At 70.3% G+C, this 25,273-nt stretch carries 24 protein-coding genes and 1 tRNA gene; 5 read left to right on the forward strand and 20 right to left on the reverse strand.

Features of this window, described 5'->3' with window-relative positions; translation table 11 throughout:
• Window positions 1–21: 21 nt before the first annotated feature.
• From HEB94_RS42850 to proS, 3 genes are all read right to left on the reverse strand, one after another.
• Window positions 22–843 (reverse strand): SCO6745 family protein, encoded by an 822-nt coding sequence (locus HEB94_RS42850; protein ID WP_192755144.1) that lies wholly within the window; start codon window positions 841–843, stop codon window positions 22–24.
• A 223-nt stretch (window positions 844–1,066) separates the two neighbouring features.
• Window positions 1,067–1,140, reverse strand: a tRNA-Gln gene (locus tag HEB94_RS42855).
• A gap of 88 nt (window positions 1,141–1,228) precedes the next feature.
• The gene (gene proS / locus HEB94_RS42860) at window positions 1,229–2,641 is read right to left on the reverse strand and encodes a proline--tRNA ligase (protein ID WP_192755145.1); all 1,413 of its coding nucleotides are present in this window, start codon (window positions 2,639–2,641) and stop codon (window positions 1,229–1,231) included.
• Between the two features lie 51 nt (window positions 2,642–2,692).
• Here proS and HEB94_RS42865 point away from each other — a divergent pair, with 51 nt between their 5' ends.
• Window positions 2,693–3,148, forward strand: a complete 456-nt coding sequence (locus HEB94_RS42865; protein ID WP_192755146.1) for a hypothetical protein — start codon at window positions 2,693–2,695, stop codon at window positions 3,146–3,148.
• Between the two features lie 54 nt (window positions 3,149–3,202).
• On the opposite strand, the gene HEB94_RS42870 is transcribed toward HEB94_RS42865, so the two are convergent.
• The 5 genes from HEB94_RS42870 to HEB94_RS42890 all read right to left on the reverse strand — a co-directional run bounded on the left by HEB94_RS42870 (window position 3,203) and on the right by HEB94_RS42890 (window position 6,753).
• The gene (locus HEB94_RS42870) at window positions 3,203–4,015 is read right to left on the reverse strand and encodes a CPBP family intramembrane glutamic endopeptidase (RefSeq protein WP_337918372.1); all 813 of its coding nucleotides are present in this window, start codon (window positions 4,013–4,015) and stop codon (window positions 3,203–3,205) included.
• A 50-nt stretch (window positions 4,016–4,065) separates the two neighbouring features.
• Window positions 4,066–4,962 (reverse strand): NAD-dependent epimerase/dehydratase family protein, encoded by an 897-nt coding sequence (locus HEB94_RS42875; RefSeq protein ID WP_192755147.1) that lies wholly within the window; start codon window positions 4,960–4,962, stop codon window positions 4,066–4,068.
• A gap of 68 nt (window positions 4,963–5,030) precedes the next feature.
• Window positions 5,031–5,426, reverse strand: coding sequence for a VOC family protein (locus HEB94_RS42880; RefSeq protein WP_192755148.1), 396 nt, complete (start codon window positions 5,424–5,426; stop codon window positions 5,031–5,033).
• Window positions 5,426–5,959, reverse strand: a complete 534-nt coding sequence (locus HEB94_RS42885) for a GNAT family N-acetyltransferase (protein WP_238361772.1) — start codon at window positions 5,957–5,959, stop codon at window positions 5,426–5,428. Before HEB94_RS42885 ends, HEB94_RS42880 begins: the two co-directional genes overlap by 1 nt.
• Window positions 5,956–6,753 carry a trans-aconitate 2-methyltransferase gene (locus HEB94_RS42890; protein WP_192755149.1) on the reverse strand — a complete coding sequence of 266 codons (798 nt, stop codon included), beginning with the start codon at window positions 6,751–6,753 and terminating at the stop codon, window positions 5,956–5,958. Before HEB94_RS42890 ends, HEB94_RS42885 begins: the two co-directional genes overlap by 4 nt.
• A gap of 127 nt (window positions 6,754–6,880) precedes the next feature.
• Here HEB94_RS42890 and HEB94_RS42895 point away from each other — a divergent pair, with 127 nt between their 5' ends.
• Both HEB94_RS42895 and HEB94_RS42900 read left to right on the forward strand, forming a co-directional pair.
• Window positions 6,881–7,402 (forward strand): MarR family transcriptional regulator, encoded by a 522-nt coding sequence (locus tag HEB94_RS42895; protein WP_192755150.1) that lies wholly within the window; start codon window positions 6,881–6,883, stop codon window positions 7,400–7,402.
• A gap of 67 nt (window positions 7,403–7,469) precedes the next feature.
• A complete protein-coding gene (locus HEB94_RS42900; protein ID WP_192755151.1) occupies window positions 7,470–7,919 on the forward strand; it encodes an Rrf2 family transcriptional regulator in 450 nt (149 codons plus the stop codon).
• A 77-nt stretch (window positions 7,920–7,996) separates the two neighbouring features.
• On the opposite strand, the gene HEB94_RS42905 is transcribed toward HEB94_RS42900, so the two are convergent.
• A complete protein-coding gene (locus HEB94_RS42905; RefSeq protein WP_192755152.1) occupies window positions 7,997–9,859 on the reverse strand; it encodes an ABC-F family ATP-binding cassette domain-containing protein in 1,863 nt (620 codons plus the stop codon).
• A 165-nt stretch (window positions 9,860–10,024) separates the two neighbouring features.
• On the opposite strand from HEB94_RS42905, the gene HEB94_RS42910 reads away from it, so the two are divergent.
• Entirely contained in the window at window positions 10,025–11,284 is a 1,260-nt protein-coding gene (locus tag HEB94_RS42910) for a mandelate racemase/muconate lactonizing enzyme family protein (RefSeq protein ID WP_192755153.1), read from the forward strand.
• A gap of 103 nt (window positions 11,285–11,387) precedes the next feature.
• On the opposite strand, the gene HEB94_RS42915 is transcribed toward HEB94_RS42910, so the two are convergent.
• From HEB94_RS42915 to rsmI, 10 genes are all read right to left on the reverse strand, one after another.
• On the reverse strand, window positions 11,388–11,591 hold the full coding sequence (locus HEB94_RS42915) for a DUF397 domain-containing protein (RefSeq protein WP_192755154.1): 204 nt from the start codon (window positions 11,589–11,591) through the stop codon (window positions 11,388–11,390).
• Window positions 11,581–12,471 (reverse strand): helix-turn-helix domain-containing protein, encoded by an 891-nt coding sequence (locus HEB94_RS42920; RefSeq protein ID WP_192755155.1) that lies wholly within the window; start codon window positions 12,469–12,471, stop codon window positions 11,581–11,583. Before HEB94_RS42920 ends, HEB94_RS42915 begins: the two co-directional genes overlap by 11 nt.
• A 592-nt stretch (window positions 12,472–13,063) precedes the next feature.
• Complete coding sequence (locus HEB94_RS42925) at window positions 13,064–13,666, reverse strand: pentapeptide repeat-containing protein (protein ID WP_192755156.1); 603 nt, start codon at window positions 13,664–13,666, stop codon at window positions 13,064–13,066.
• A 273-nt stretch (window positions 13,667–13,939) separates the two neighbouring features.
• Window positions 13,940–15,058 (reverse strand): serine protein kinase RIO, encoded by a 1,119-nt coding sequence (locus HEB94_RS42930; protein ID WP_337918373.1) that lies wholly within the window; start codon window positions 15,056–15,058, stop codon window positions 13,940–13,942.
• 244 nt (window positions 15,059–15,302) lie between these two features.
• Complete coding sequence (locus tag HEB94_RS42935; RefSeq protein WP_192755157.1) at window positions 15,303–16,211, reverse strand: 4-(cytidine 5'-diphospho)-2-C-methyl-D-erythritol kinase; 909 nt, start codon at window positions 16,209–16,211, stop codon at window positions 15,303–15,305.
• Entirely contained in the window at window positions 16,208–17,182 is a 975-nt protein-coding gene (gene rsmA, locus HEB94_RS42940) for a 16S rRNA (adenine(1518)-N(6)/adenine(1519)-N(6))-dimethyltransferase RsmA (RefSeq protein WP_192755158.1), read from the reverse strand. Before rsmA ends, HEB94_RS42935 begins: the two co-directional genes overlap by 4 nt.
• A gap of 220 nt (window positions 17,183–17,402) precedes the next feature.
• Window positions 17,403–18,497 (reverse strand): resuscitation-promoting factor, encoded by a 1,095-nt coding sequence (locus HEB94_RS42945; RefSeq protein WP_192755159.1) that lies wholly within the window; start codon window positions 18,495–18,497, stop codon window positions 17,403–17,405.
• Between the two features lie 627 nt (window positions 18,498–19,124).
• Window positions 19,125–20,021 (reverse strand): TatD family hydrolase, encoded by an 897-nt coding sequence (locus HEB94_RS42950; protein WP_192755160.1) that lies wholly within the window; start codon window positions 20,019–20,021, stop codon window positions 19,125–19,127.
• Window positions 20,018–21,628 (reverse strand): methionine--tRNA ligase, encoded by a 1,611-nt coding sequence (gene metG, locus HEB94_RS42955; RefSeq protein ID WP_192755161.1) that lies wholly within the window; start codon window positions 21,626–21,628, stop codon window positions 20,018–20,020. The genes HEB94_RS42950 and metG overlap by 4 nt, the downstream gene beginning before the upstream one ends.
• A gap of 88 nt (window positions 21,629–21,716) precedes the next feature.
• Window positions 21,717–22,589: a 16S rRNA (cytidine(1402)-2'-O)-methyltransferase gene (rsmI, locus tag HEB94_RS42960; RefSeq protein ID WP_337918374.1), complete on the reverse strand. Its 873-nt coding sequence runs from the start codon at window positions 22,587–22,589 to the stop codon at window positions 21,717–21,719.
• Window positions 22,590–22,677: 88 nt separating this feature from the next.
• Between rsmI and HEB94_RS42965 the strand changes: the two genes are divergently transcribed.
• Entirely contained in the window at window positions 22,678–24,318 is a 1,641-nt protein-coding gene (locus HEB94_RS42965; RefSeq protein WP_192755162.1) for a dolichyl-phosphate-mannose--protein mannosyltransferase, read from the forward strand.
• On the opposite strand, the gene HEB94_RS42970 is transcribed toward HEB94_RS42965, so the two are convergent.
• Window positions 24,302–25,186 (reverse strand): GNAT family N-acetyltransferase, encoded by an 885-nt coding sequence (locus HEB94_RS42970; RefSeq protein ID WP_192755163.1) that lies wholly within the window; start codon window positions 25,184–25,186, stop codon window positions 24,302–24,304. The genes HEB94_RS42965 and HEB94_RS42970 overlap by 17 nt on opposite strands.
• Between the last annotated feature and the right edge of the window lie 87 nt (window positions 25,187–25,273).

A 25,273-nucleotide genomic window follows, 5' to 3' on the forward strand; every position in this document is an offset into this window, starting at 1 on the left:
GCCCCTATGTGGCGGGGCCTCCTACCGAGAGCCGGCAGCGTCGAGCGCTGCGGAGATGGGCTCGAGGTCCGCGATGAGCTGGTCGAGCTCGCTCGGCTCCAGGCTGTCGTACGCCGGTGCGGCGAGGTCGTCGGTGAGCGACTCGATCCGCTCTTTCGTCTTGCGGCCGGCGTCACTGAGCCAGCCGGAGGCGTCGATGAGGCCCCTGGCGCGCATCCCGTCCACAACCGCGGCCAGCTGGGCCGCGGGGAGGTGGTGGACCCTGCCGAACTTCTCCGCGGGAAGGCCATCGGAGAGCGCGTGGAGCACGTGGGCCTGCGTCCCGCCGATGCCGGCGGCGACCAGAGCGGCGTTATGACCGTCCCCGCGGTGCTCGCGGAGCAGGGTGGCCGCGTGCCAGAGCCTGGCCACGGGTTCCTCGGGTACGGGGAGCGCTCGGAGCCCGGCGTACAGGACACGTCCCTCTGTCGGGGCGCTGGAGGCCGCCTTGGTGGCGAGGTCGGCGGCACGCGCGAGGCCGGGGGTGTCGGCGAGGTCACCGAGAATCCGCCTCAGCGCCGCGACGCAGCCCTGCTCGCGAGCGGCGAGGGCCGCCTCGGGAGTGGCCGTGTCCCAGACGCGGGGGATGTGGCGGGCGACCTCACCGTCGGCGAAGTTGTAGAAGATCGCATGGACCACCTCGGCCGGGACCCGGCCCAGCGGGGCGGCCCGTCCGGCGAAGTAGCCGTCCCAGTAGTTCCGGAAGCCGAGCGCCATGAGCGCATCGGTCGGCTCGTCGGAGAAGTAGGTGACCAGGTGGATCGGCTCCACGAGCCGGTGCAGGCGGCGGGCGGTGGACTCCATGGGTTCCTCCTGGGGCACTCGGGCGAGTGGTGGCGCCCCTCGTGGACGGCCTCACCCCTGCTACGAACACCTCACTCCCGATCCGACAACGCCTCCGGACTTCTTTTCAAGGTGGCTGCTGTCAGCAAGGGCGTTGGCAAACCCGGGTTGGAGTGAACGTCGTTGCCGATATGCCTCGGCCCCTGCCGGCACGTTGGTGCTGGTCAGGGGCCGTTGGTGTGGGTGGCTGGGGTGGGAGGACTCGAACCCCCATCATCAGATCCAAAATCTGAGGTCTTGCCCTTAGACGACACCCCAAGGCGCCCCACAGCCTACGCGGGGCGCCTCGCGGCCTTCCCACCGGTTTGCCGAAGTCAGCGGGGAGGCTGCGGGTGGTCGGGAGTGGTCAGTACGACCGGCCCACGACGGCGACAAGGTCCGGTTCGTCCTCTGTCTCCGGGACGCTGCCGTCCGGCCGGAGCAGGCAACGCACCGTCACGGCGCTCTCCGCGAGCCGCGCCTCGCCTTCCTCGCCGACCGTCGACCAGGGGATGCGGGCCCACCCGTCGCTCGCGGCCTCCACGGCCTCGTAGAGGCTCGTCACGTCGACGGTGTGCCCGTCGCGCCATGCGGTCGCCTCGGCGAGGAGCGCCGCCTGGTCGGCGTCGAGGGCCTCCGAGACCACCCGCACGACGTCGGCGACGGGGGTCGCGTCCTTGCTGCCCGGGATCCGGCGTACGACGGTCACCGCACCGGCGGTGACGTCGCGGGGACCGATCTCGACCCGGACCGGAATGCCCTTGAGCTCCCAGTCGATGGCCCGGCGGCCGAAGGCGATCTCGGCCCGGTCGTCGAGTTCGACGCGGATGCCGGCGGCGCGCAGTTCGGCGACCAGCGCCTCGGCGAGCGGTGCGACCCCCTCGCCGGCCTTCACCACGGTGACCACGACCTGCGTCGCGGCGAGTCGCGGCGGGATCCGCAGGCCCGCGTCGTCGCCGTGGGTCATGATCAGCCCGCCGACCATCCGGGTCGACGCGCCCCACGAGGTGGTCCAGGCATAGGGGCGCTCCCCCTCCGCGTCGAGGTAGCGGATGTCGAACGCCCGGGCGAAGTTCTGCCCCAGTTCGTGGCTCGTCCCCATCTGCAGCGCCTTGCCGTCGCGCATCATCCCCTCGCAGGTCAGCGTGTGCGTGGCACCGGCGAAGCGTTCCTTCGGCGTCTTCAGCCCGGGTACGACGGGGATCGCGAGCACGTCGGTCATGAACCCGGCGTACGTCTCGTGCAGGATCCGGCGCGCGTAGGCGGCCGCGTCGGCCTGGGTGGCGTGGACGGTGTGGCCCTCCTGCCACAGGAACTCCGTCGTCCGCAGGAACACCCGCGGGCGCAGCTCCCAGCGGACGACGTTGCCCCACTGGTTCAGCAGCAGCGGCAGGTCGCGGTAGCTCTGCACCCACTTCGCGAGGTACTCGTTGATGATCGTCTCGCTGGTGGGCCGGACGACGACGGGTTCCTCGAGATCCTTGCCGCCCGCGTGGGTGACGACCGCGAGCTCGGGGCTGAACCCCTCGACGTGCTCGGCCTCGCGCTGGAGGTAGCTCTCCGGGATGAACAGCGGGAAGTACGCGTTTCGGGCACCGGCGTCCTTGATCCGCGCGTCGAGCTCGGCCTGCATCCGCTCCCAGATGGAGTAGCCGTACGGTCGGATGACCATGGTCCCGCGCACGGGGCCGTTGTCGGCCAGCTCGGCCTTGGCCACGACGTCCTGATACCACCGGGGGAAGTCACTCTTCTGCGGGGTGAGCACCGCTGTTCTTGCCATGGGTAGACAGTAATGTCGCGCCTCCGGCGAAGACGAGTCAGAATCTCCCGCATGACCTCCGACGACGACGTTCGCCGTCCCGACATCCGCTCCGACCTCGACGCCGGGCCCCACGGGCCTGGCTCCGATCCTGGCTCCGGGCTTGACGCCACCACCGGTGCCACGCCGGACGCGCGGAGCGACCATCCGGAACGCCGACCGCTCAACCTGTCCGGCTGGATCGGGCTCGCCGCGGGCGCCGGTGCGTTCCTCGCCAGCCTTCTGGTCGGCTGGACCGGCGCGGTCGTCCTCGCCGCGCTCGCGTTGGCGCTCTCGATCACCGGGCTGGTGCGGGTCTACCGCGGCCGGGCGACCAACGGTGCCGCGGCCGCCGGAGGCCTGACGCTCGCGGTCGCCACCATCGTTCTCGGCTTCGTCTGGGCCCATCTCGCGCAACCCTGCATCCCGCTCACGAACGACACCCAGCGCTTCAACCAGTGCTACCAGGACAACACCGGGCTGCTGTAGTTCCCGTGTGGTTCCCGGTGTGGTTCCCGACGAGGGACCGCAACTCGGCCGCGCCTAGGGCAGCCAGCCGACGTGTCCCTTGAGGAGGGCGTACCCCACGAACGCCACCACGTCGAGCAGGGTGTGGGTGATGACCAGCGGCCAGAGTCGGTTGGTGCGCTGCCAGAGCCGGCCGAAGATCAGACCCATGACGAGGTTGCCGACGAAGCCGCCGAACCCCTGGTAGAGGTGGTACGACCCGCGCAGGACCGCCGCCGCGAGCAGCCCGGAGTTCTCGCTCCAGCCGAACTGCCGGAGCCGGGTGAGCAGGTAACCGACGACGAGCGTCTCCTCCGCCCAGGCGTTTCCGGCGGCCGACAGCACCAGCACCGGCGTACGCCACCAGTGGTCGCCGAGGGCGGATGCCTGCACGGTGAGGTTAAGGTCGAGGGCCTGGGCGAGCAGGTAGAGCCCCAGGCCCGGAATGCCGATCAGCGCGGTCAGCCCGATGCCGAGGGCGAGGTCACGGGCTGGTCGGCGCTGGTCGAGTCCGATCGACTGGGGCCGGATGCCGCCGCGCCAGAGCAGGTAGATCGCGAGGCCACCCCACGCGAGCAGTTGGAGTACCGAGGTGAGCTGGTACGCCAGGTCGATCAGCTGCTGCGCGGCCTGGGAGACGTTCAGGGCGACGGACTGCTTGCTGAGCGGCTCCGGCCGTAGCAGCGAGTCAAGCAGTGACAGCAGGCTGCGAAGTCCGGACAACCCGAGGGTCACACTGAAGACGAGCAGCATCTCGACGAGCAGGGTGCGACGCTCGCCCGGGTCGGTGACCACCGCGGGCTGTTCCGGTCGCTGCGGCGCCAGCCAGGCGCGTAGGCCGATTCGCACGTCCGCACGCTACCTGGCGTCGGTGGGAGCGCGGCGGGTCACGGCCGGGACTAGCCGTGGAGCAGGCGGGCGATGTCGGCGGCGAACCGTCGTTCGGAGTCGTCCTGCGGTTGGTAGCCGATCACCTCGCGGGCGTTGGTGATGCTCCAGAACTTCCTGGCGTTGTCGGAGACTCCGTAGAAGATGTGGAACGGAACGCCGTACTCGTCGGCGATGTCGGGGGTCTCGATCGACTTCACGAACAGCTGGCGCAGGTCACGCTCACTGATGTAGCCGGCGAGCTCACGGACGTAGCGGTGCGCCGGCTGGTCGACGAACAGCTCCGGGTCGATCTCACGCGGCACCACGATGCGCAGCTGGATGACCTCGAGGGCTCGGCCGAGGCTGCCGCACGCGTAGAGGAACCCGAGCGACTCATAGGCGGCCTTCGCCCAGCCGTAGAAGCTGTCCGGCCGCGGATAGTCCTCGGGGGTGACCCGGTCCCTGCGCCCCTGGAAGTAGGGCTGCTCGTACCACTTCGCGGCCTGGTTGGTGCTGGCCGCGACGACCCGGGGAACGCCGTGGTCGACGGCCAGCTGGTAGACCCGCTGCATCAGGTCGACGTTGCGGCGTTCGGTGTCGTAACGCGCCTGCGAATCCGCACCGGTGGGCCGCTGGTAGGCCGTGTGGACGACGACGTCGACGCCTTCGAACAGCGGCGCGAGCTCCTCGACCGGGGTCTCGAGCAGGTCGACGACCTCCACGCCCGGTGCGGGCGCTATGTCGACGAGCCGCAGGTCGTAGCGCTCCCGAAAGCCTGGCAGCAGCTGACCCGCGATGTATCCCGTCGCCCCGGTGAGGAGGACACGCTTCGCGGACCCGTTGGACGCGTTGGGCCCCGCGGCATCGGAGGCGTCGGTGGAGGCGGTGGAGGCGGTGGAGGCAGTGGAGCTGGCGTCGGACGACATGGCCTCAGCCTGCTCCATCGCCATGACCACGGTCCAACGAGGCGGTGACGCCGAGCGGTCCGGGTCCGCTACCGGTCAGTGGCGCCTTCGGTGTCGGCCGGACCGTCCAGCGGAGACAGGATCTCGACCCGGTTGGCGTTTCCGTCCTGGGAGTAGAACCGTCGGTACCCCGGGAACAGGTCGTCCCACTCGACGGCGAAGCCCGCCGTGGCGACTCGCTCGGCCACGGCGTCGATGTCGTCCACGCAGAACGCGGGATGGGCCTTGCGGGCGGGCTGGAAGTCCTGCTCGACGCCGACGTGGAGTTCGGCCCGGCCGTCGGCCGAGCGGAACCACACGCCTCCCCGCGCGGCGAGCGCCGGTGGCTTGACGGCCTCGGGCAGCCCGAGCGCCCCACCGTAGAAGGCCCGGGCGGCGTCCTCACCACCGACGGGGCAGGAGACCTGCGCGTGGTGCAGCCTCATCAGCCCTCACTCCCGAGGTAGAGCTTCATCCCGACGTGGCTCGCCACGAAGCCGAGCCGTTCGTAGAACCGGTGCGCGTCGACGCGGGCCCGGTTGGAGGTCAGCTGCACGCGGACGGCGCCGCGCCGACGAGCCTCCTCGACCACCCAGTCCATCAGCGCGGTCCCGATCCCCTGGCCCCGCAGTTCGGGGACCGTACGGACCGACTCCACCTCGGCGATCAGGCCGCCGTGGTAGGTCAGGTGCCGGGCGAAGGTGAGCTGGCAGGTGGCCACGATGGCGCCGTCGAGTTCGCCGACCAGCAGCAGGACGTTCGGGTTGGCGGCGATCTCCTCGAACGCCGCGACATAGGGCCCGGCGACCTCGCCGTCCTGGCCGACGTCCTCGGCGACCTCGCGGATCGCGTCCGCGGCGATCATCGCCACGACGGCGGCGAGGTCGGCGCGCGAGGCCTCCCGGATCACCATCCGCGAGGCGGCGGACGGCGCGGCGGACCCGGTCGAGCCGAGCGGGTTCGTGGACACGGAGCTCATGCGTCACCTCGTTGCGCGACCGCGAACACTCGGCGGAACGGCAGGACCGTGCCGAAGTCGCGGGGTGGATAGGCGGTGTTCAGGCGGTCCTTGTATATCCGCTCGAACTCCGGCCGTACGTCGTCGGGGAGCGCCTGCAGGATCGGCCGGGCCCCGGTGCCCTTGATCCACTCGAACACCGCGTTCTCGCCGGGCAGAACGTGCAGATAGGTCGTCTCCCACGCGTCGACCCGGCACCCCGTGCCGGCCAGGACCTCGAGGTAGCCCTCCGGACCAGGCGCGCTGATCCGCTGGGTGACGCGGCCGGCCAGGCGGCTCGCCCACGGCTCCTCTGCGGCGAGGTCGAACAGGAGCTGGTGGCTCGGGCTCTCGAAGTTGCCGGGCACCTGCAACGCGAGGAAGCCGCCGGGAGCGAGCTGGTCCACCCAGGTCGGCAGGAGGTCGAGGTGGCCGGGGACCCACTGCAGGGTCGCGTTGGTGACGAGGACGTCGACCGGGCGGCTCGGCTTCCAACCGTGGGCGTCGCCGAGGCTGAAGCTCAGCCGACCGGGTTGGGCGAGCGCGCCGGCCTTCTCGATCATCTCGGCCGAGGAGTCGATGCCTTCGACGGTGGCGTTCGGCCACCGGTCGAGCAGCGTCGCGGTGAGATTGCCCGGGCCGCAGCCGAGGTCGACGACGTACGCCGGATCCTCCGCGGTGACCCGCGCGACCAGGTCGACGAAGGGTCGGCCCCGCTCCCCGGCGTACTTCAGGTACTGCCTGGGGTCCCAGAGCAACCGCTCACCCTCGCTCATGTCCGCCTCCCGCCATGGATGGACCTTCGTCCACCAGGATCGCCGAGCAACTTATCTTGACGTCGAGATAGTCTGGTTGCAGCGGTATCTCGATGTCAAGAGTCTTGACACCCCCTAGGCTTACTCCGTGAAGAACGTCCCCGAGGAGCACGACCAGCAGGACGAGGTCGACCGGCTCGTGCGCGCGTGGCGGCGAGAGCTTCCCGACCTGGACGTCTCGCCGTTCGACGTGCTGTCCCGGGTCACCCGGCTGGCGCGTCACCTCGACCGTGCCCGCCGCCTCGTCTTCGCGACGCACGACCTCGAGTCGTGGGAGTTCGACGTCCTCACCGCGCTGCGTCGCGCCGGTACTCCGTACGAACTCTCGCCGGGACGGCTCCTCACCCAGACCCTCGTCACGAGCGGAACCATGACCAACCGGATCGACCGGCTGGCCGCGAAGGGCCTGGTCGAACGCCGCCCGGACCCCACCGACCGCCGGGGCGTGCGGGTGCGGCTCACCGCCAAGGGACAGAACCGCGTGGACGCCGCCCTGGCAGGGCTCCTCGACCACGAACGCGCCCTGCTGGCGGGTCTGGACGAGACCGACCGCGAGCAACTGGCGACGCTGCTGCGACGCCTGCTGACTCCGTTCGACGAGCGGGCCTGAGCGCACCCGTTCCGCCCTGGACCGGCCGGGGTACCCCAACCCCCTGCCGACACGGCATGATGTGCCCGTGCAGATCTCGGCGCGCGCCGACTACGCAGTCCGCGCCATGCTCGAACTCGCCGCGACCGACGAGATGGTCACGGCGCAGGCGCTGGCGGACGCCCAGGGGCTGCCACACAAGTTCCTCGAGGCCATCCTTGGTGATCTTCGCCGCGCCGGTCTGGTCCGTAGCCACCGTGGCGCCGACGGCGGTTACCGCCTGGCGCGACCGGCCACCGAGATCGCGATCGGCGACGTCATCCGCGCGGTCGACGGCCCGCTCGCCGGCGTGCGCGGGGTCCGCCCCGAGCAGGCGAAGTACGAAGGCGTCGCCGAGCACCTGCAGACGGTCTGGGTCGCGACCAGGGCCGCGGTGCGCGGGGTTCTCGACGAGACGAACCTCGCCGACGTGGTGAACGGCGAGCTTCCCCACCTGCGCGGCCTGGTCGACGCACCGGGAGCCTGGCAGCCCCGCTGACCACGGCGGCGGTCCCTGGCCGGTGGCCCGCGGACCCGGACTCACGCGACCTCGGGCCGACGCGACCTCCGCGCGCGCTACTCCAGCGACTCCGCGAGTTCCAGCCAGCGCGACTCGACCTCTTCCTTCTCCGCCTGGACGCCGCGAAGCTCGGTGTCCAGCGTCATCAACTTCTCGTAGTCACTCGCGTGTTCGGCCTGCGCCGCGTGCAGCTCGGCCTCCCGCGAGGTGAGTCGGGACAGCTGCCGCTCGAGCTTGGCGAGTTCCTTCTTCGCCGCGCGCTGGTCGGCCGCGTCGGGCGGGCGTGCTCCGGAGCCGTTCGGCGTCGGCGTGGAGGACGCCGCCGATACCGCCGATCCCGCCGATCCAGTCGAGCTGGTCGGAGTGGGGCGGTCGGTTCCCGACTGCCGTCGGGCGAGGTACTCCTCCACCCCACCGGGCAGCATGGCGAGCCGCCCGTCGCCGAGCAGCGCCCAGGTCGTGTCGCAGACCCGCTCCAGGAAGTACCGGTCGTGTGTCACGACGACGAGTGAGCCCGGCCAGGCGTCCAGGAAGTCCTCGATCACCTGCAGCGTGTCGATGTCCAGGTCGTTGGTCGGCTCGTCCAGCATCAGCACGTTGGGCTCGGTGAGGAGCAGGCACAGCAGCTCCAGCCGTCGGCGTTCACCACCGGACAGCTCGCCGACCCGGGTGCGCAGCCGGTCTCCCCGGAAGCCGAAGCGTTCCAGCAGCGAGATCGCGGTGACCTCCGGCCCGGCCGAGGGCACCGGGCGGCGGCCGATCGCGCCCGGCCGGATGTGGTCGGGTCCGAGCTTGATGACGCGGCGGATCTCCTCGGCGGCCTCGGTGACCGTGAGGGTCGGGTCGAGGGTGCCGAGTTCCTGGGTCAGGTGGCCGAGTTGCACGGTACGTCCCGTGATCACCTTGCCGTGGTCGGGTTCGGTGTCCCCGGCGAGCAACCGGAGCAGCGTCGTCTTGCCCGCGCCGTTGACGCCGACGATGCCCACCCGCTCGCCCGGTCCGAGCTGCCAGCTGACCGCCCGGAGCAGTTCACGGGAGCCGCGACTGATGTCGACGTCCTTCAGGTCGATCACGGTCTTGCCGAGCCGGGCGGTGGCGAACTTGGCCAGCGCCGGCGAGTCACGCGGATCGGGTTCGTTCTCGATCAGGGCCGCCGCCGCGTCCATCCGGAACTTCGGCTTGGACGTCCGTGCCGGCGCGCCCCGGCGTAGCCAGGCAAGCTCCTTGCGCAGGAGGTTCTGCCGCCGGGACTCCGACGCGTCGGCCATCCGGTCCCGCTCCGCGCGGGCCAGGACGTAGGCCGCGTAGCCACCCTCGAAGGCGTTCACCTCTCCGTCGGCCAGCTCCCACGTCGTCGTACACACCGCGTCGAGGAACCACCGGTCGTGCGTCACCGCCACCAGCGCCTCCGGGCGGGCGACCAGGTGGCGGGCCAGCCAGTCGGTGACCTCGATGTCGAGGTGGTTGGTGGGTTCGTCGAGCAGGATCAGGTCGTACTCCTGGACGAGCAGCCGGGCCAGGGCGACACGGCGCCGCTCACCACCGGAGAGCCCGTCCACGGTCCGCTCGATCGGCACGTCCCCGAGCAGGCCGCCGAGGACGTCGCGCACCCGGCGGTCGGCCATCCAGACGTGCTCCGGCTGGCCGCCCAGGACCAGGTCGGCGACCGTCGCGCCCGGGTCGAAGCCGTCGCGCTGCTGGAGTACGCCGACCCGCAGGCCGCGGTTGTGCGTGACGCGGCCGGAATCGGCCTCCTCGGTGTCGGCCAGGAGGGCCAGCAACGTGGACTTGCCGGCGCCGTTGCGGCCGACGAGGCCGATCCGCTCGCCCGCCGAGACGCCGAGGCTCACCTCACGAAGGAGCGGGGTGATGCCGTAGGCCTTGTCGACGCGCTCGAGGTTGACGAGATTGGTCGCCATCCCTGCCTTTCCGTACGCCGCCGCACGGTGCGGCAGCGCTGTCAGTGCCCGCCGGATGTCGGCCGGCGAACGCCGTCGAGGCTATCTCTGTCCGCGGACCGACGTGTTCCGGCGGCCACCCGAAGTGGGCCAGGATGGCTGAAAACATCTGACGAGAGGCTGCCGATGACCGCGCCGCTGAAGATCACCGATGTCGAACGCATCGTCGTCAACGTGCCGTTCACCCCACGCTGCCAGGAATGGAACGCCCTGCTCGTCTGGGACTGGTCGATCATCGAAGTGACCAAGGTGACCACCGACGCCGGGATCGTGGGATACGGCGAGACGCTGCTCCACTACGGCTGGGGCCTGGTCTTCGACAGCGCCGTCGCCCGGGTCCAGGGCCGTAACCCCGCCGACTTCCTCGGTGACGACTCGCTCGGTCCCGGTCTGCAGATGGCGTTGTACGACGTCGTGGGCAAGGCGCTCGGCGTTCCTGTCTCCGCGCTGCTCGGCCCGCGGGTCCGCGAACACTGCCCCATCGCCTGGTGGAACACCAAGATGAGCCCGGAGGCCCTCGCGCTGGAGGCGCAGGAGGCGGTCGAGGCCGGTTACGTCTTCCACAAGTTCAAGGCGCGCCCGTGGTTCGACGTCTACGCCCAGGTGGACGCCATCAGCGCGGTGACGCCGCCGCACTACCGCCTCGACATCGACTGGAACGGCATGCTCCTCAGCGCGGGCGACGCCGCTCCGGTCCTGCGCGACCTCGACGGGCGCGAACGCGTCGCCATCTACGAGACACCGATTCCCCACCCGGACCTGGAGGGGTACCGCCACCTGCGGGACAAGGTGGGTCACCCGCTCGCCGTCCACCTGAAGGCGCAGCCCTACCAGGCCATGATCCGCCAGGAGACCTGCGACGGCTTCGTCGTGGAGGGCGGCGTCGTCTCGATCCTGCGCCAGGGCGCGATCTGCGCGGAGTTCGGCAAGTCGTTCTGGCTCCAGGTGGTGGGTGCCGGCCTGACCACGGCGCTGGTGGCCCACCTCGGCTCCGTCCTCACCCATGCCCGTTGGCCCGCGGTCACCGCGCTCAACAACTACGCCGACGACCTGCTGGTCGAGCCGTTGACGGTCGAGCAGGGCTACCTCAAGGCACCGGAGGGGCCGGGCCTCGGTGTGACGGTCGACGAGGAGGCCCTGGAGCGTTACCGCATGCCGCTCCCCCACTCACTGCCCGAGCGCCGCCACATCCTCTCGGTCGTCTGGCCGCACGGCAAGGTCGTCCACTACGCACGGATGGCGCAGGTGTGGACCGACTTCCTGGCCGGCAACCACCCCGTACAGGACCGCGGTGTGACCATGGAGGTGCGGCTCGACGACGGGTCGGCCGACTGGACCGAGCTGTACACCCGGGCGGAGCAGGGGCCCGTGCACAGCGCACGTTGAGGTTTACGGACAAATTTGCACATTGGGTACACATGCGAAACCTCCGACCTAAGTCGGAGGTTTCGCGCTTTGTGGCGATAATTCGCCCGCGGAAAGCGACGGGTCAGCGCAGGTTGAACTCGCCCTTCTTCGCGCCGCCAACGAAGCTGGACCACGCGCCCGCGCTGAAGATCAGCTTCGGGCCCTGCCGGTCCTTGGAGTCGCGGACTGCGAGGTGAGCACCGAGGTCAGCGACCTCGACGCAGTTCTGCATCCCGACCGACGCCGATGCCTTCCGCCATCGTGCACGGGACAGATCAACTTTCATTTTCGCCTCCTTGTTGGGTGGCCATCTCGGATGCGATGGCCACGACTTTGCGGGCCGACTCGGTGGGACTGAGCGCCACGGCGGCCATGTGAGCGAAAGCGCGGTTGGCCCGATCGACGTCGGACTCGGTTTCCAGGAGGGCGATCCCCGCGTGTCCGTCGGTGTAGACGACGGGTGAGTGCACGTCCTCGTCGAAGTCGAAGATGGTGAACGGGCCCATGGTGCCGGGGTAACTGCCGGCACTGAACGGCACCACCTGGAAGATGCACCGCTCCGCGAGCTCGAGCACCCGCAGCAGCTGCCCACGCATGATGCTCGGGTTGCCGCCCACGGGTCGCCGGAGGGCGGCCTCGTCGACGATGACCCACAGCCGACTCCGGTCGTCGTCCGCACCCTGGGCCCAGAACTGCTCCTGGCGCGCCATCCGGATCTTCACCGCGCGCTCCTGCTCGTCCGCGGTGGCGAACGTGCACATCGCGTCGAGCGCGCTCGCGTAGGCCTCGGTCTGCAGCAGCCCGGGCATGACAAGGGGCTCGAACTGCCGGATGCGCTGCGCCTCGGACTCCAGGCCGACGAAGGCGTTGTACTGCTTGGGGAGCGAACCCAACGGCGCCCACCAGCCACGCTGCTTGCCGAGCCGTTGCAGCTCGCGCAGCAGGGTGGCGAGGTCCTCGTCGTCCACCTTGTACAGGTCGAGGAGTGCGTCAAGTTCTGTCTTCACGATTCCGACCTCACCCGCCTCGATCTTGCGAATCTTCGAAGGGGAGCACCCGAGCAGGTCGGCAGCGTCGTCGAACGTGCGTCCCGCGTCCTCGCGTAGCCGCTTCAGCTCCTTGCTGAGCCGCCAGCGAGAAATCGTCGGTCCGGTCACTCTGGGCATGCAAGCCTCCCCGGTGTGTAACTGGGGCAAGTGTGGCTCCTGAAACCAGATGTCGCAAGTACTTCTGCCGGACCAATCCGGAAAACAGGATCGCCATGATCAATTCGGATCATGAAAATTTACATTGGAAGACTTACTTGACCATCCGTGGTGATCCTGTCACTCTAGGAGTCCCTACGGGCCGTCGTAGACCCCGGCCCATTCCCTGCGCGGCGGCCCGTAGGACTCCACTTCGCTGGAGGGCTCGTGATGGAGATGGAGGGTCTATGCCCGTCGTCACGACAGTCATGCCGTGTCGCTTTCAGCTCTACCGTCACCGGGACGCCTCCGGCGTGTCGGGAACTGGCGTCGTGGCTTGGGGGACCGTCTACCCCAACGGGAAGGTCAGCCTGGCGTGGTGTGGACCCCGGCCCTCGGTCAACGTCTACGAGTCACTGGCGGACGTGACCGCGATCCACGGACACGACGGCCACACCCAAGTGATCATGTGCGACGAACTGCCGCACCCGATCAGAGCCGACGCACTACGACTGGGATGTGTTTGCTGATCCAAGCCGACCGCGGACGGGACGTCCGGTCCGCGGCGGAGGACCTACTCGGCGGTGTCGACGACAGCGCCGTACGACTCGGCGAGGCGCACCGCTCCGGCGAGGTCGAGGTGGGTCCTACCCAACACCGCGACACTGAGGTCGACGGCGTGCAGAGTCGCTCCACGCAGGTCGGCGTCCTCGAGACCAGTCCCTCGCAGTGACGCGAAGGACAGGTCACACCCACGCAGGACGGTCTTGGCGAGGTTGGCCTCGGACAGGTCGGCGTCGCCCAACCGGACACCGGAGAGGTCCAGACCGCGCAGATCCGCCCCGCGCATCAGGACACTCCCCCAGTGGCCGCCACGCACGGTCAGTGGTCGGAAAACGCAGTCGACGAAGGTACTACCGGTGAACTTGCAACCGTCGAGGACAGCCGTGAAGAACGACGTACGACGAAACTCGCAGCCGACGAACGCCGACTCACGGTGCTCGGAGGCGTTGAACCTGCAGTTGTGGAACTCACAGCGCTCGAACACCGCGCCGTGGCTGCGGGCCTCGGTGAGATCGACCTCGCGGAACACGCACTCGACGTACCGGTCGCGGTCGAACTCACGCGCATACCAGTCAAGGCCATCGAACGCCTCGGCCTCTCGCACCTCCGCCATCGCCCCATCATGACGGACCCCACCGACAGCTAGACCCCGCCGACAGCTAGACCCCGCCGACAGCTAGACCCCACGACTTCACGCCGACGGTCGGCGCCCCGAACGTCCAGGACCGACCGTCCAGAACCGACCGTCCAGAACCACCAGACCACAACCCCACCAGCCGTCGCCGGTGCCGGATCCCTGCCCAGTTTCCGTCACCGGCGACGGCCGCACCGGTGGCCGGCTCGCGCTGACCCCCCTGCCCCACGCGCGAGCCGGCCACCGACGTCCTCACACCACGCCGGCCTCCTCCAGGACGGCGTCGGCGAGTCGGTCGGCATCCGCCACTTCGGGATCCAGCCCTCGGGCCAGAAACCACTCGCTGACCCGCTTCGTGTCGCGGCGGAGGAACTCCGGCCCCTGCGGGTTGGCCACGATGTCGACCAACTGCGGAAGGTCGATGAGGATCAGCTCGTCACCGTTGACCAGCAGGTTGTACGCCGAGAGGTCGCCGTGTGTGTAGCCGCGCCGGCCGAGCAGCACCAACGCTTCCTGCAGCTGGTGCCACAGGTCGGCGAGCTGGACCGGTTCGGGCCGTAGCTGCGCGAGCCGCGGTGCGGCCGCACCGTCCGGCGTTCCGATGAACTCCATCAGGAGTTCGGTCCCAAGATGCTGCACCGGGTAGGGCACCGGCACGCCGCCGGACCAGAGTTCGCCGAGGGCGGCGAACTCCGCGATCGCCCACTGCTGCGCGATCAGGTTGCGGCCGAAGTCGGTCCGGTTCGCGACCGCGCGGCCTTCCCGGGACTTGCGGGACCGGCGGCCTTCGAGGTACCCCGCGTCCCGGTGGAAGAGCCGGTGGTCGCCGCTGCGGTACCGCTTGGAGGCGAGCAGGCAACTCTCCCCCGTGTCCGGGACGCCCCGCTCGATCAGGAAAACGTCGGCTTCCTTCCCGGTCTTGAGCACCCCGAACTCCGTGTCGACCGCGCCCAGGTTGGTCACCAGCCAGTCCGGGTACGGCTCCGGGCCGTGCGCCCCTGCGTCGTCCCAGGTCGTCCAGCGGTAGCCGGTCGGTGGGCCGTCGGCGATGACCACGTCCTCCCGCTCCTGGACGAGCCGGGCGCGGGCCTCCTCGGTCATCCGGCCGCGGGAGCGCGGTGCGGGATCGTCCTCGTCGCGGAATCGGCGCATCCGGGTCGAGGTCGGCGCGTCGTCGTCGTACGCGTGCGCGTACCGGTCGTCCGCGTCGTCGGCGTTGCCGCTGCCGGGGTTGCCGTCGTTGGGGTTGCCGTCGTCGGCGTCAGCGTCGTCGGCGTTGCCGTCGCCGGAGTTGGCGATCTTGTTGTGGAAGTAGTCGTTGAACTGGTCTTCGAAACTGTCGTCGTCGTGCTTCAGTTTGCGCTTGCGCACTGGAGAGCTCCTGGAGGAAGGCAGCCCTCCCGCCGTGCGCGAGTGAAGGCGGTCAGCGACCGGAGGGCTGAGCGAGAGGTCGGATGTCTGACCCGACCCGGACGATTGGATTGGCCACGACACACCTCCTCGATCGCTACCGGCGTGAGCGCCGGTCCTCGACAACTGCGGATACTCTGCCGAGCCCTGCCTGGGCTCCGCAACTGATTTATCGGGAACTCCCCCGGGTCCGTCGACGGGTGGTTCAGCCCTCGACGACCCGCGCTCCAGGCACCGGACCGGTCGCGATGCGCACCGACGGGCACAGTCCCGTCCCCGCCAACCGCGCCGACAGATCGACCGCGTGGCCGTGCCCGCGGGCGAGGAACGCGCACGTGGGCCCGGATCCTGACACCACCGCGCCGAGAGCGCCGTACTCACGGCCGGCGTCGAGCACCTGGGCGAGTCGTGGTCGGAGCCGGAGCGCGGCCGGCTGCAGGTCGTTGGCGAGGGCCCGGCCGAGGTCGGTTGCCGAGCCGGTCCGCAGCGCCGCCATCAGCGCCTCCGGGATCCGTGGCGGCAGGACCGCGGCGGCACCGCGGAGCCGGTCCAGGTGCGCGAAGACCGCGGGCGTCGACATGCCCTCGCGGTCCAGCGCGAACACCCACTCGAAGGCGCCCCGCGCCAGGGCCGGCGCGACGATCTCACCGTGGCCCGAGCCGACGGCCGTCCCACCGAGCAGGCAGAACGGCACGTCACTGCCGAGCCGCGCGGCGAGGTCCAGCAGCGCGGACCGGTCGAGCTTCGTCCCCCACAGCGCGTCGCAGGCGACCAGGGCCGCCGCCGCGTCACTGCTGCCCCCGGCCATTCCGCCGGCCACCGGAATGCCCTTCACGATGTCCAGGCGTACGCCGGTCTCCACGCCGGCTTGCTCGGCGAGCAGGGCAGCCGCGCGGTAGGCGAGGTTGCCGTTGTCGAGGGGTACCTTGCCGGCCTGCTGTCCGGTGACCCGCACGGTGATCTGGCCGTCCGGGACGAGCGTCGCCCGCACCTCGTCGTAGAGGCTGACCGCCTGGTAGACCGAGGCCAGCTCGTGGAAGCCGTCGGTGCGCAGCGGACCGACCATGAGCGCCAGGTTGACCTTCGCCGGCGTCCTCACCACAACATCGCTCACGGAGCGGACTTCCTTTCTGCGCGGTCCTTCGCCCGTCTCGCGGGTGGTGTCTCCTCGAAGGTATGCGCCGGGGAGCCGGACGGGTCGGAGCCGGAGTGCGCCGGCAGCCGCTCCGCGATGCGTGCGAAGTCCTCGACCGCGAGCCGCTCGCCACGCGCGCCAGGATCGACGTCTGCCGCCCGCAGGACCTCCTCGGCTCCTACCGGTGATCCGACCAGCCGGGACAGGGCCGCTCGCAGGGTCTTGCGACGCTGCGCGAACGCCGCGTCGATCACTCTGAACACGTCCTCGCGCGCCGCCGTGGTGGAGGGCGGGCGGCGGCGCGTGAAGGCCACCAGCCCGGAGTCGACGTGGGGCTGCGGCCAGAAGACCGCCCGCCCGACGAGTCCGGTCTTACGGACCTCGGCGTACCACGCGGCCTTCACACTGGGGATGCCGTAGATCTTCGACCCGGGCTCGGCCGCGAGGCGCTCGGCCACCTCCAGCTGGACCATCACCAGGCCGTTCTCGACCGAGGGGAAGCGCTCGAGCACGTTGAGGAGGACGGGTACGGCGACGTTGTAGGGAAGGTTCGCGACCAGGGTCGTGGGCGCGGGACCGGGGAGCGCCGTGACGTCCATCGCGTCGGCGTGTACGACGCTCAGCCGATCGGCCTGCCGTGGGGCGAACCGCTCGACCGTGGCCGGCAGCGCCGCGGCGAGCCTGTCGTCGATCTCCACGGCGACGACGCGGGATCCGGCGCCGAGCAGTGCGAGGGTGAGGGAGCCGAGCCCCGGGCCGATCTCCAGCACGACGTCGGACTCACCCGCACCGGCGGTCCGGACGATCCGGCGCACGGTGTTGGCGTCGGTCACGAAGTTCTGTCCGCGCTGTTTCGTCGGACGGATCCCGAGTTCGGTCACCAGGAGACGCACGTCCGCCGGTCCGAGCAGGCCCGGGCCGGCAGGCTCGGGTTCACACGCATTGCCCACGTGGGAACGCTATAGGGCGGCACCGGCGCCCGAGCCCCCCGCTCGCCCTCAGCGCAAAACTTCGCCGAGATCGCGAGCGGCGGACCGGGCACCAGGCGGTCGGCACGCCTCAGGGGCCGGGAAGGCGCATCCGGGTCGGGCGCTGACCAGCACGCTCCGCCGGCCGGGGCTGGGGCCGGCGGAGCTGGCCGATCAGGGCCTGCGGGTCAGGGCTTGCGGGTCAGCTGAAGAGCCTGCGACCACAGACGGGCCACTGGCCGGAGCCCGCCTTCTGGTAGAGGAGCTTCGCCCGGTAGGTCTGTTCCCCGGCGGAGTTGTCGATCGGGTTGCCGGAGCCTCCGACGGAGCGCCAGGTGGACACCGAGAACTGGTACAGCCCGTAGTAGCCGGCCGAGTTGACCGCGCGCGGGTTGCCGCCCGACTCGCACTGGGCGAGTGCGGACCAGTTGAGGCTGTCGACGCCACCGCCGACGGGTCCGCCGCCACCACCGCCGCCACCACCGCCGGTCTCCTGCTTGGGCCGGTCCTTGGTGCCGACGACGACGACCCGGGAGACCGGCTTGCGGATGACGCTCTGCGAGACGATCCGGGCGCTGGCCTTCTTACCGTCGACGTACACGGTCTCCACGACCTTCCGCTTCACCCCTCGTTGACCTGCGCGTTCGACCTTGCTCTGGTCGTCGTACATCGAGGAGCTCGTCTTGCGGATCGTGGTGTAGGGCAGGAACAGGTTGGCCGACGTGGTCCGGGTGGAGACCCGGTTGATCGTGATCGTGGAGCCGCTTTGCACCATGCTGGACAGGGCCGGTCGGACGCGGTCGTCGGCGTCCACCTTCACGTTGGCCCGGGCGAGTACCTCACCGACGGTGAGTACAGGCGCCGACACAGGAGTCTTGGTGCCGTCATGGCTGATCGTGAGCGACTTGAGGGTACGGACGTCGACCGCGAGTCCCTTTCGGGCGATGCCGACCGAGCGGCTCGCCGAGGTGCGTGCCCCCTCGTAGCGGACGCCGAGATCGTTGAACGCTTCCCCGACGTTCAACGCGGTGACCCAGTGGGTCCTCTTCTGTCCGTCGACGGTGAGGGTGAGCGGGCGGGCGTATCGGACGGCGATGCGGGTGCCGTCGGCGATCTTCGCGGAGCGCCCCGGAGCCACGAGGTCACGAGGCCCGACCGGAACCTTCTCGGCCGCGAGTACCTCGCCCACCGTGGAACCGAAGGAGTGAATCTGTCGCGCTTTGCCGTCGACCGAAAGGACAACGGCCTTGTCGAGTGTGACGTAGGTGGCGGCACCAATGCCTATTGCCCCCACCATACCGATGCCAACTGCACCGATAAGAACCTTCTTACGCACGGTGCTCCGATGTTCGTGCTTTCCGGGCACGGACACGGACGACGTCAGCACTTCGGGAGTCAGGTCGCACCGGTTCTACGGTGAACCACCGGTGTCATCCACCGGCGTCGGGTGCGTTTACGAAACCCCCCTGCACGCCGCCCGAGGCTCCCCGACCCCGGCCAACGTCTGGGGACCATAACGGAGAATCGGGCGAGGTACAACTCACCCTCCCAATTTCCTCTAATTCGGTCACGGACCGTGAGTAATCGCGATCACGACAAACTGTCAAGCAGAGGGGAAAAGGGATCCCTAAACCAAAGTGTGCGAGGACGCGAATTCCGACCGTGTCATTTTGGTGGCTGATCTGGGCGAATCCGGGCGGAATCTGGCGGCCGGAGAGCGCCCGGAGAGCCGGCCGCCGGCCCGACCCGGGGCCGAGGTCGGGCGCCGCGTTCGGGCTGTCTTCGAGCCGGATTCGGGCCGGGTTCGGACCGACGTCGGGCCCGGCGGCAGGGGGTCGGAAGGGTTCCCGCCGGGGCGTCGGGAGGGAGCCTCGGGCGGCCGGGACGGCGCCAGGAAGGGCGAGCCTCGGCGGTCCGGAGCGACCTACCAGGTGCCGAAGACCGCCGCGGTGGCCGCGGCGATGGATGTGCAGACAGTGTCGACGTCGACGTCCTTGACCTGGGCGATCTGACGCACCGTGATCGGAATGAGGTAACTCGCGTTCGGGCGGCCGCGATACGGCGACGGCGTGAGGTACGGCGCGTCGGTCTCCACCAGGACCCGCTCGAGCGGCACCTCGCGGAGGGCCTGGCGCAGCGGTTCGGCGTTCTTGAACGTCACGGTGCCCGCGAACGACAGGTAGTAGCCGCGCCGGACGCATTCGCGCGCCATCTCCGCGTCGCCGGAGAAGCAGTGCATCAGCACCCGGTCGGGTGCGCCCTCCTCCGCCAGGACGCGGAGGATGTCGGCGTGGGCGTCCCGGTCGTGGATGGCGAGCGCCTTGCCGTGCTTCTTGGCGAGGGCGATGTGGGCCCGGAAGCTGTCCTCCTGGACCTTCCAGCCATCCTCTGGCGTCCGAAAGTGGTCGAGGCCGGTCTCCCCCACCGCGCGGACGCGTGAGCTGGAGCCCGTGAGCCGGTCGATCTCGTCCAGCGCGGCATCAAGATCGCCGGACGCGGCCAGCACGGGTGCCTCGTTGGGGTGGAGGGCGACGCCGGCGACCAGGGCGTCGTACCGGTCGGCCGCCTCGACCGCCCAGCGTGCGCCCGGCAGGTCGCAGCCGATCTGGACGATCCTGGGTACGCCGACCGCGGCGGCCATCGCCACCGCCTCCTCGACGGGCAGCCACTGCCCGTCCGGACCGTCCGCGATGTCGAGGTGGCAGTGGGAGTCGGCCACCGGTCGCGGCAGCGGCTCGGGGGGTTCGGGCCGGCGGCGGTCGCGGCGGGATTCGGCGTCCGCACGCGCCCTGGTCGGCCCGGACGCCGGCGTGGACGTCACGGCGTCTCCGGCTCCTCGATCCGCGGGAAGAGCGGCGCACCCTTGGTGAGGACCGAGCCCGCCGGGAGCACGCCCCAGCGGCCGGAGTTGGTGAGGGGCTGGACGTCGAGTTCGCCGAGGCTCTCCCGGGCGCCGAGCATGTCCCACAGGGAGGCGGCGCTCTTCGGCATCACCGGACGGTGGAGCACCGCGATCGCCCGCAGCGACTCCGCGGCGGTGTAGAGGATCGTGGACAGCCGCGCCTGACCCTCCGGTGAGTCGTCCTTGGCCACCTTCCACGGCTCCTGCTCCGTCAGGTAGCCGTTGACGGCGCCCACGAAGGACTCGATCACGGCCAGTGCCTCGTGGAAACGCAGCGCCAGCATGGCCTCGTCGGCGACTCGTACGGTCTCGGCCAGCCTGTCGGCCAGCACCTGCTCGGCGGGTCCGTGGTCGGCGGAGGCCGGCAGCGCGCCACTGAAGTAGCGGCCCACCATCGCGGCGACCCGGGACGCGAGGTTGCCCAGGCCGTTGGCGAGTTCGGCGGTGTAGACGGCGCTCAGGTGCTCCCAGGAGAACGACCCGTCGGACCCGAACTGGATCGCGCGCAGGAAGTAGTAGCGGAAGGCGTCCGAGCCGAAGGTGTCGATGATCTGGCTCGGCGCGATCCCCGTCAGTTTGGTCTTGCTCATCTTCTCGCCACCGACCAGCAGCCAGCCGTGCGCGAAGACGGTGGTCGGCAACGGCAGGCCCGCGGCCATCAACATCGCGGGCCAGATCACCGCGTGGAAACGGAGGATGTCCTTGCCGACGAGGTGAACGTCAGCCGGCCAGACCTGCTTGAACAGAAGCGGATCCGTGCGGTATCCCGCGGCCGTGACGTAGTTGAGCAGCGCGTCGATCCAGACGTAGAGAACATGCTCGTCGTCCCACGGAACCGGAATTCCCCAGTCGAAGGTCGACCGGGTGATCGAGAGATCCTGCAATCCCTGGTTGACGAAGGCGATGACCTCGTTACGGGCGCTTTCGGGCTGGACGAACTCCGGGTGCTGTTCGTAATGGGCGAGCAGCTTCTCGGTGTATTCGGAGAGCTTGAAGAAGTAGTTGGTCTCCTTCAACATCTCGACCGGTCGGCCGTGGATGGGGCACAGCTTCTGACCGTCGGGGCCGTCGAGGAGTTCTGAGGGGATCTTGAATTCCTCGCAACTGACGCAGTAGGGCCCTTCGTAGGTGCCAGGGTAAACCTCGCCCGCGTCGTACAGATGCTGCCAGAACTCCCGAACCCGCTCGGTGTGCCGCGTTTCGGTCGTACGGATGAAGTCGTCGTTGCTCGCGTCGATGGTCTGGAGCACGGGCTTCCAGGCGTTCTCGACCAGTCGGTCGGCCCACTCGCGGGGAGTCACGCCGTTGGCGTCGGCGGTGCGCATGACCTTCTGGCCGTGCTCGTCGGTGCCGGTGAGGAACCAGACCTTCTCGCCCCGCTGGCGGTGCCACCGGGCCAGGACGTCGGCCGCGACGGTGGTGTAGGCGTGCCCGATATGTGGCGCGTCGTTGACGTAGTAGATCGGCGTCGTGACGTAGAACGCCTTGCCCTCGCCAGCTTCCGTGCGCTGTGCCGCATCGACCATGAGAGCGATCCTAGGGTCTGTCCCGCGGATCAGGGTCGATGGGTGAGCGGGTCGCCCGCGCCGCGATGGCGAGGCGGAGAAGGAGTACTCACCTGGAGGAGAGGACCGCGTCGTAGACGGTCCGTTTGGGAACGCCGGCCTCCCGTGCGACGGCGAGGATCGCGTCCTTCTTCGGCGTACCGTCCTCCATCCGGGCGGTCACCCTGCGCGCGAGCTCCTCGTCGTCGAGGTCGGCGGGGTCGGGTGCCGGCGCGCCGCCGACCACCACGGTGATCTCCCCGCGGACGCCGGACTCGGCCCACTCCGCGAGCGCGCCCAGCGGTCCCCGGCGTACCTCCTCATAGGTCTTGGTGAGCTCCCGGCACACCGCCGCCGGCCGCTTCGGGCCGAACGCCTCCACCATCGCCCCGAGTGCCGCGGCCAGCCGGTGCGGCGCCTCGAAGAAGACCATCGTCCGGCGCTCGGCGGCCAGTTCAGTGAGCCGGCCCGCGCGCTCGCCACGCTTCCGGGGCAGGAACCCCTCGAAGCAGAACCGGTCGACCGGCAGTCCGGACACCGCGAGCGCGGTCGGAACGGCGGAGGGACCGGGTACGGCGGTGACCCGGATGCCCGCCTCGACCGCGGCCGCGACCAGGCGGTATCCCGGATCGGAGACCGACGGCATCCCCGCGTCGGTGACCAGGACCACCCGCAGCCCTGATCGCAGCGCCTCGATCAACTCGGGCGTACGACGAGCCTCGTTGCCCTCGAAGTAGGAGACCACCCGGCCGCTCGGGCGCACGCCGAGCGCCGTGGCGAGAGTGTGGAAGCGCCGGGTGTCCTCGGCGGCGATCACGTCGGCGCCGGCGAGTTCGGTGAGCAGCCGGGGCGGGGCGTCGTCGCGGCTGCCGATCGGGGTGGCGGCGAGCACGAGGGTGCCGCCCGCGCCGCCTGAGCCGACCGCGTTGACAGGGCCTGTCACACCCGACTCCTCCGAAGCCGCCACCTCGCCATCCTCCCATTCAGGTGGTGGCGGGCCGCGCCCAGGCAGTGTCCGTACGATTGCCCGGATGACGACGACGGCCTCCGAGCGCGCTGGGGACGCGCCGCAGGGCCGGTCCGGTGGCCAGCAGGTGCTGGTGGCCGGGCGGGACCCCGACGGACGTCCCCTCCCCCCGCTCCGCCAACGCCTGTGCCCCCCGCTGCCCGATGACGGCATCCGGGGCTGGATCGGTCCCCTGCTGATCATGGCGTTCGCGGCGGTCCTGCGGATCTGGGACCTCGGCCGGCCGGCGAAGTTCGTCTTCGACGAGACCTACTACCCCAAGGACGCCTTCAGCCTGCTGAAGTTCGGGGTCGAGCACCAGTTCGTCGACAAGGCCAACGAGCGCATCCTCGCCGGCGACCTCGACGTCTTCGACGGTCCGGCGTTTATCGTCCACCCACCCGCCGGCAAGTGGATGATCGCGGCCGGCGAGGCGTTGTTCGGCATGGACCCGTTCGGGTGGCGGATCGCGGTGGCGATCATGGGTGCGCTGTCGATCCTGGTGATGGCCCGGCTCGTCCGTCGGCTCACCCGGTCGACGCTGCTCGGCTGCGTCGCGGCGTTCCTGCTGTCCCTCGACGGCCTGCACCTCGTCGAGAGCCGGATCGCGTTGCTCGATCTGCCGGCCATGTTCTGGCTGCTGCTCGCGGTCGCCGTGCTGCTGATCGACCGCGACTGGGCGCGCCGGAGGTTCGCCGACGCCGCCGAACCGCTCGGTCGGGTCGCGGCGGGAACGTGGGGTCCGACCCTGCTGTGGCGGCCCTGGAGGCTGGTCGCCGGGCTCTGCTTCGGCGTCGCCTGCGCCACCAAGTGGAACGCCGCGATCGCGCTCGCGGCGTTCGGACTGCTCACCTGGGCCTGGGACGTCGGCGCACGGCGCGCGGTCGGTGCGGCGTTCGCCCGGGGCGCCAACCTCGCCCGGCTCGCCCTCGACGCGGCGGTGGCGTTCCTGACGGTGGCCGGCACCGCGGTCGTCGTCTACGTCGTCTCGTGGTCGGGGTGGCTCGCCTCGGCCGACGGCTACGACCGGACCTGGGGGCGGGACAACCCCGCGCACGGGCTCTCCGCCCTGCTGCCCGACGCGATCCGCTCGCTGTGGCACTACCACGCCGAGATCTGGTACTTCCACACCCATCTGACCGACAAGCACCAGTACGCGTCGTCCCCGCTGGGCTGGCTGGTGGTCGCCCGGCCGGTGTCGTTCGACTGGACCGACAACGTCGGCGGCGCCGGGTGCGGTGGCACCAACCGCTGCGTCCAGGAGATCCTCGGGATCGGTACGCCCGTGCTGTGGTGGATGTCGGTGGTCGCGCTGGTGGCCTGCCTGGTCTGGTGGCTCGCCGCCCGCGACTGGCGTTTCGGCATCCCGGTGGTCGGCGTCGCGGCGACCTGGCTGCCGTGGTTCCAGTACGCCAACCGGCCCATCTTCAACTTCTACGCGATCATCATCCTGCCCTGGATGATCATCGGGCTCACCCTCGTTCTGGGCAAGGTGCTCGGACCGCGGGACGCCTCACCCATCCGCCGGATGTGGGGGGCCGCCGTGCTCGGCGGCGTCGTCCTGCTGGTCGTGCTCAACTTCGCCTACATCTATCCGCTCCTCACCGGGCAGACGATCCCGTACGACGCGTGGCGGCAGCGGATGTGGTTCACCTCCTGGGTCTGAGGCCTGCCTCGTAGCGGGCCCGCCGCCCGATCGGTACGAATCCGAGCCGGCGGTAGAGCCGTGCGGCGCCGGGGTTGTCGACGTTGACGTCAAGGTGGCATTGCGTCGTACCGGTCGCACGCATGGTCGCCAGCGCGCCCGCCACGAGCGCGGCGCCGAGCCGGCGTCCCCGCCAGTCCGGTCGGACGCCGACCTGGACGATCAGGTCGGTGGTGCAGGTCAGGAACCCGACGGGGCCGTCGGCGGCACGGGCCACCATCGACAGGTCCGGGCGGAACTCCTCGTCGACGGTCCAGGAGACCCACTGCTTCAGAGTCCAGCCCGGGAAGCCCGGCCGGTCGCCGAAACTCCCGGCGTAGGCGGTGAAGAAGTCGGCGATCACGCCGTCGGACCAGGCCTCGACGGTCACGCCCGCGGGCAGCGGGACGTCGGGCGACGGGACGGTCAGGTCGCGCCGCATGACGTCCTCGGCGAACACCCGGGTCAGGTCGTACCTCGCGTACAGGCGCTCCGCCGCGGGCGTCACGGCCTCGGTCAGAATACGCAACGTGCACGCGTCGCCGCCCTGTGCACATGTCCAGCCGAACAGCTCCCGCCCCAGCCCTCGGCCGCGCCACGCGGGATCCACCTGACCGACCGCGTCGAGCCGGTCACGGTTGCGGCGGGCCGCCGCGGCCGCAACCACCTGCCCGCCCGGCTCGACGGCCCCGACCGTCGACTTGCCCGGCAGCAGGTAGGAACGGTCGACGAAGGAGGCCGTCGCGGCGTCGGGCGAGCCGCCGTCCGCCCGCAGACAGCGGCTGGCGAGCGCGGCCAGCAGGGGAACGTCGCCGGCCTCGAGCGCCCGCCACCGCAGTGTTGCCGCCATCGCCGCACCTGCCCCTCTCCCGAACGTGGGCCGAAAACCCACTGCGGTCGCCGTGACGATGGTGACATGATCGCGGCGCGTCGCCCC

The organism is Actinopolymorpha pittospori (assembly GCF_014873875.1).
GTDB lineage: Bacteria > Actinomycetota > Actinomycetes > Propionibacteriales > Actinopolymorphaceae > Actinopolymorpha > Actinopolymorpha pittospori.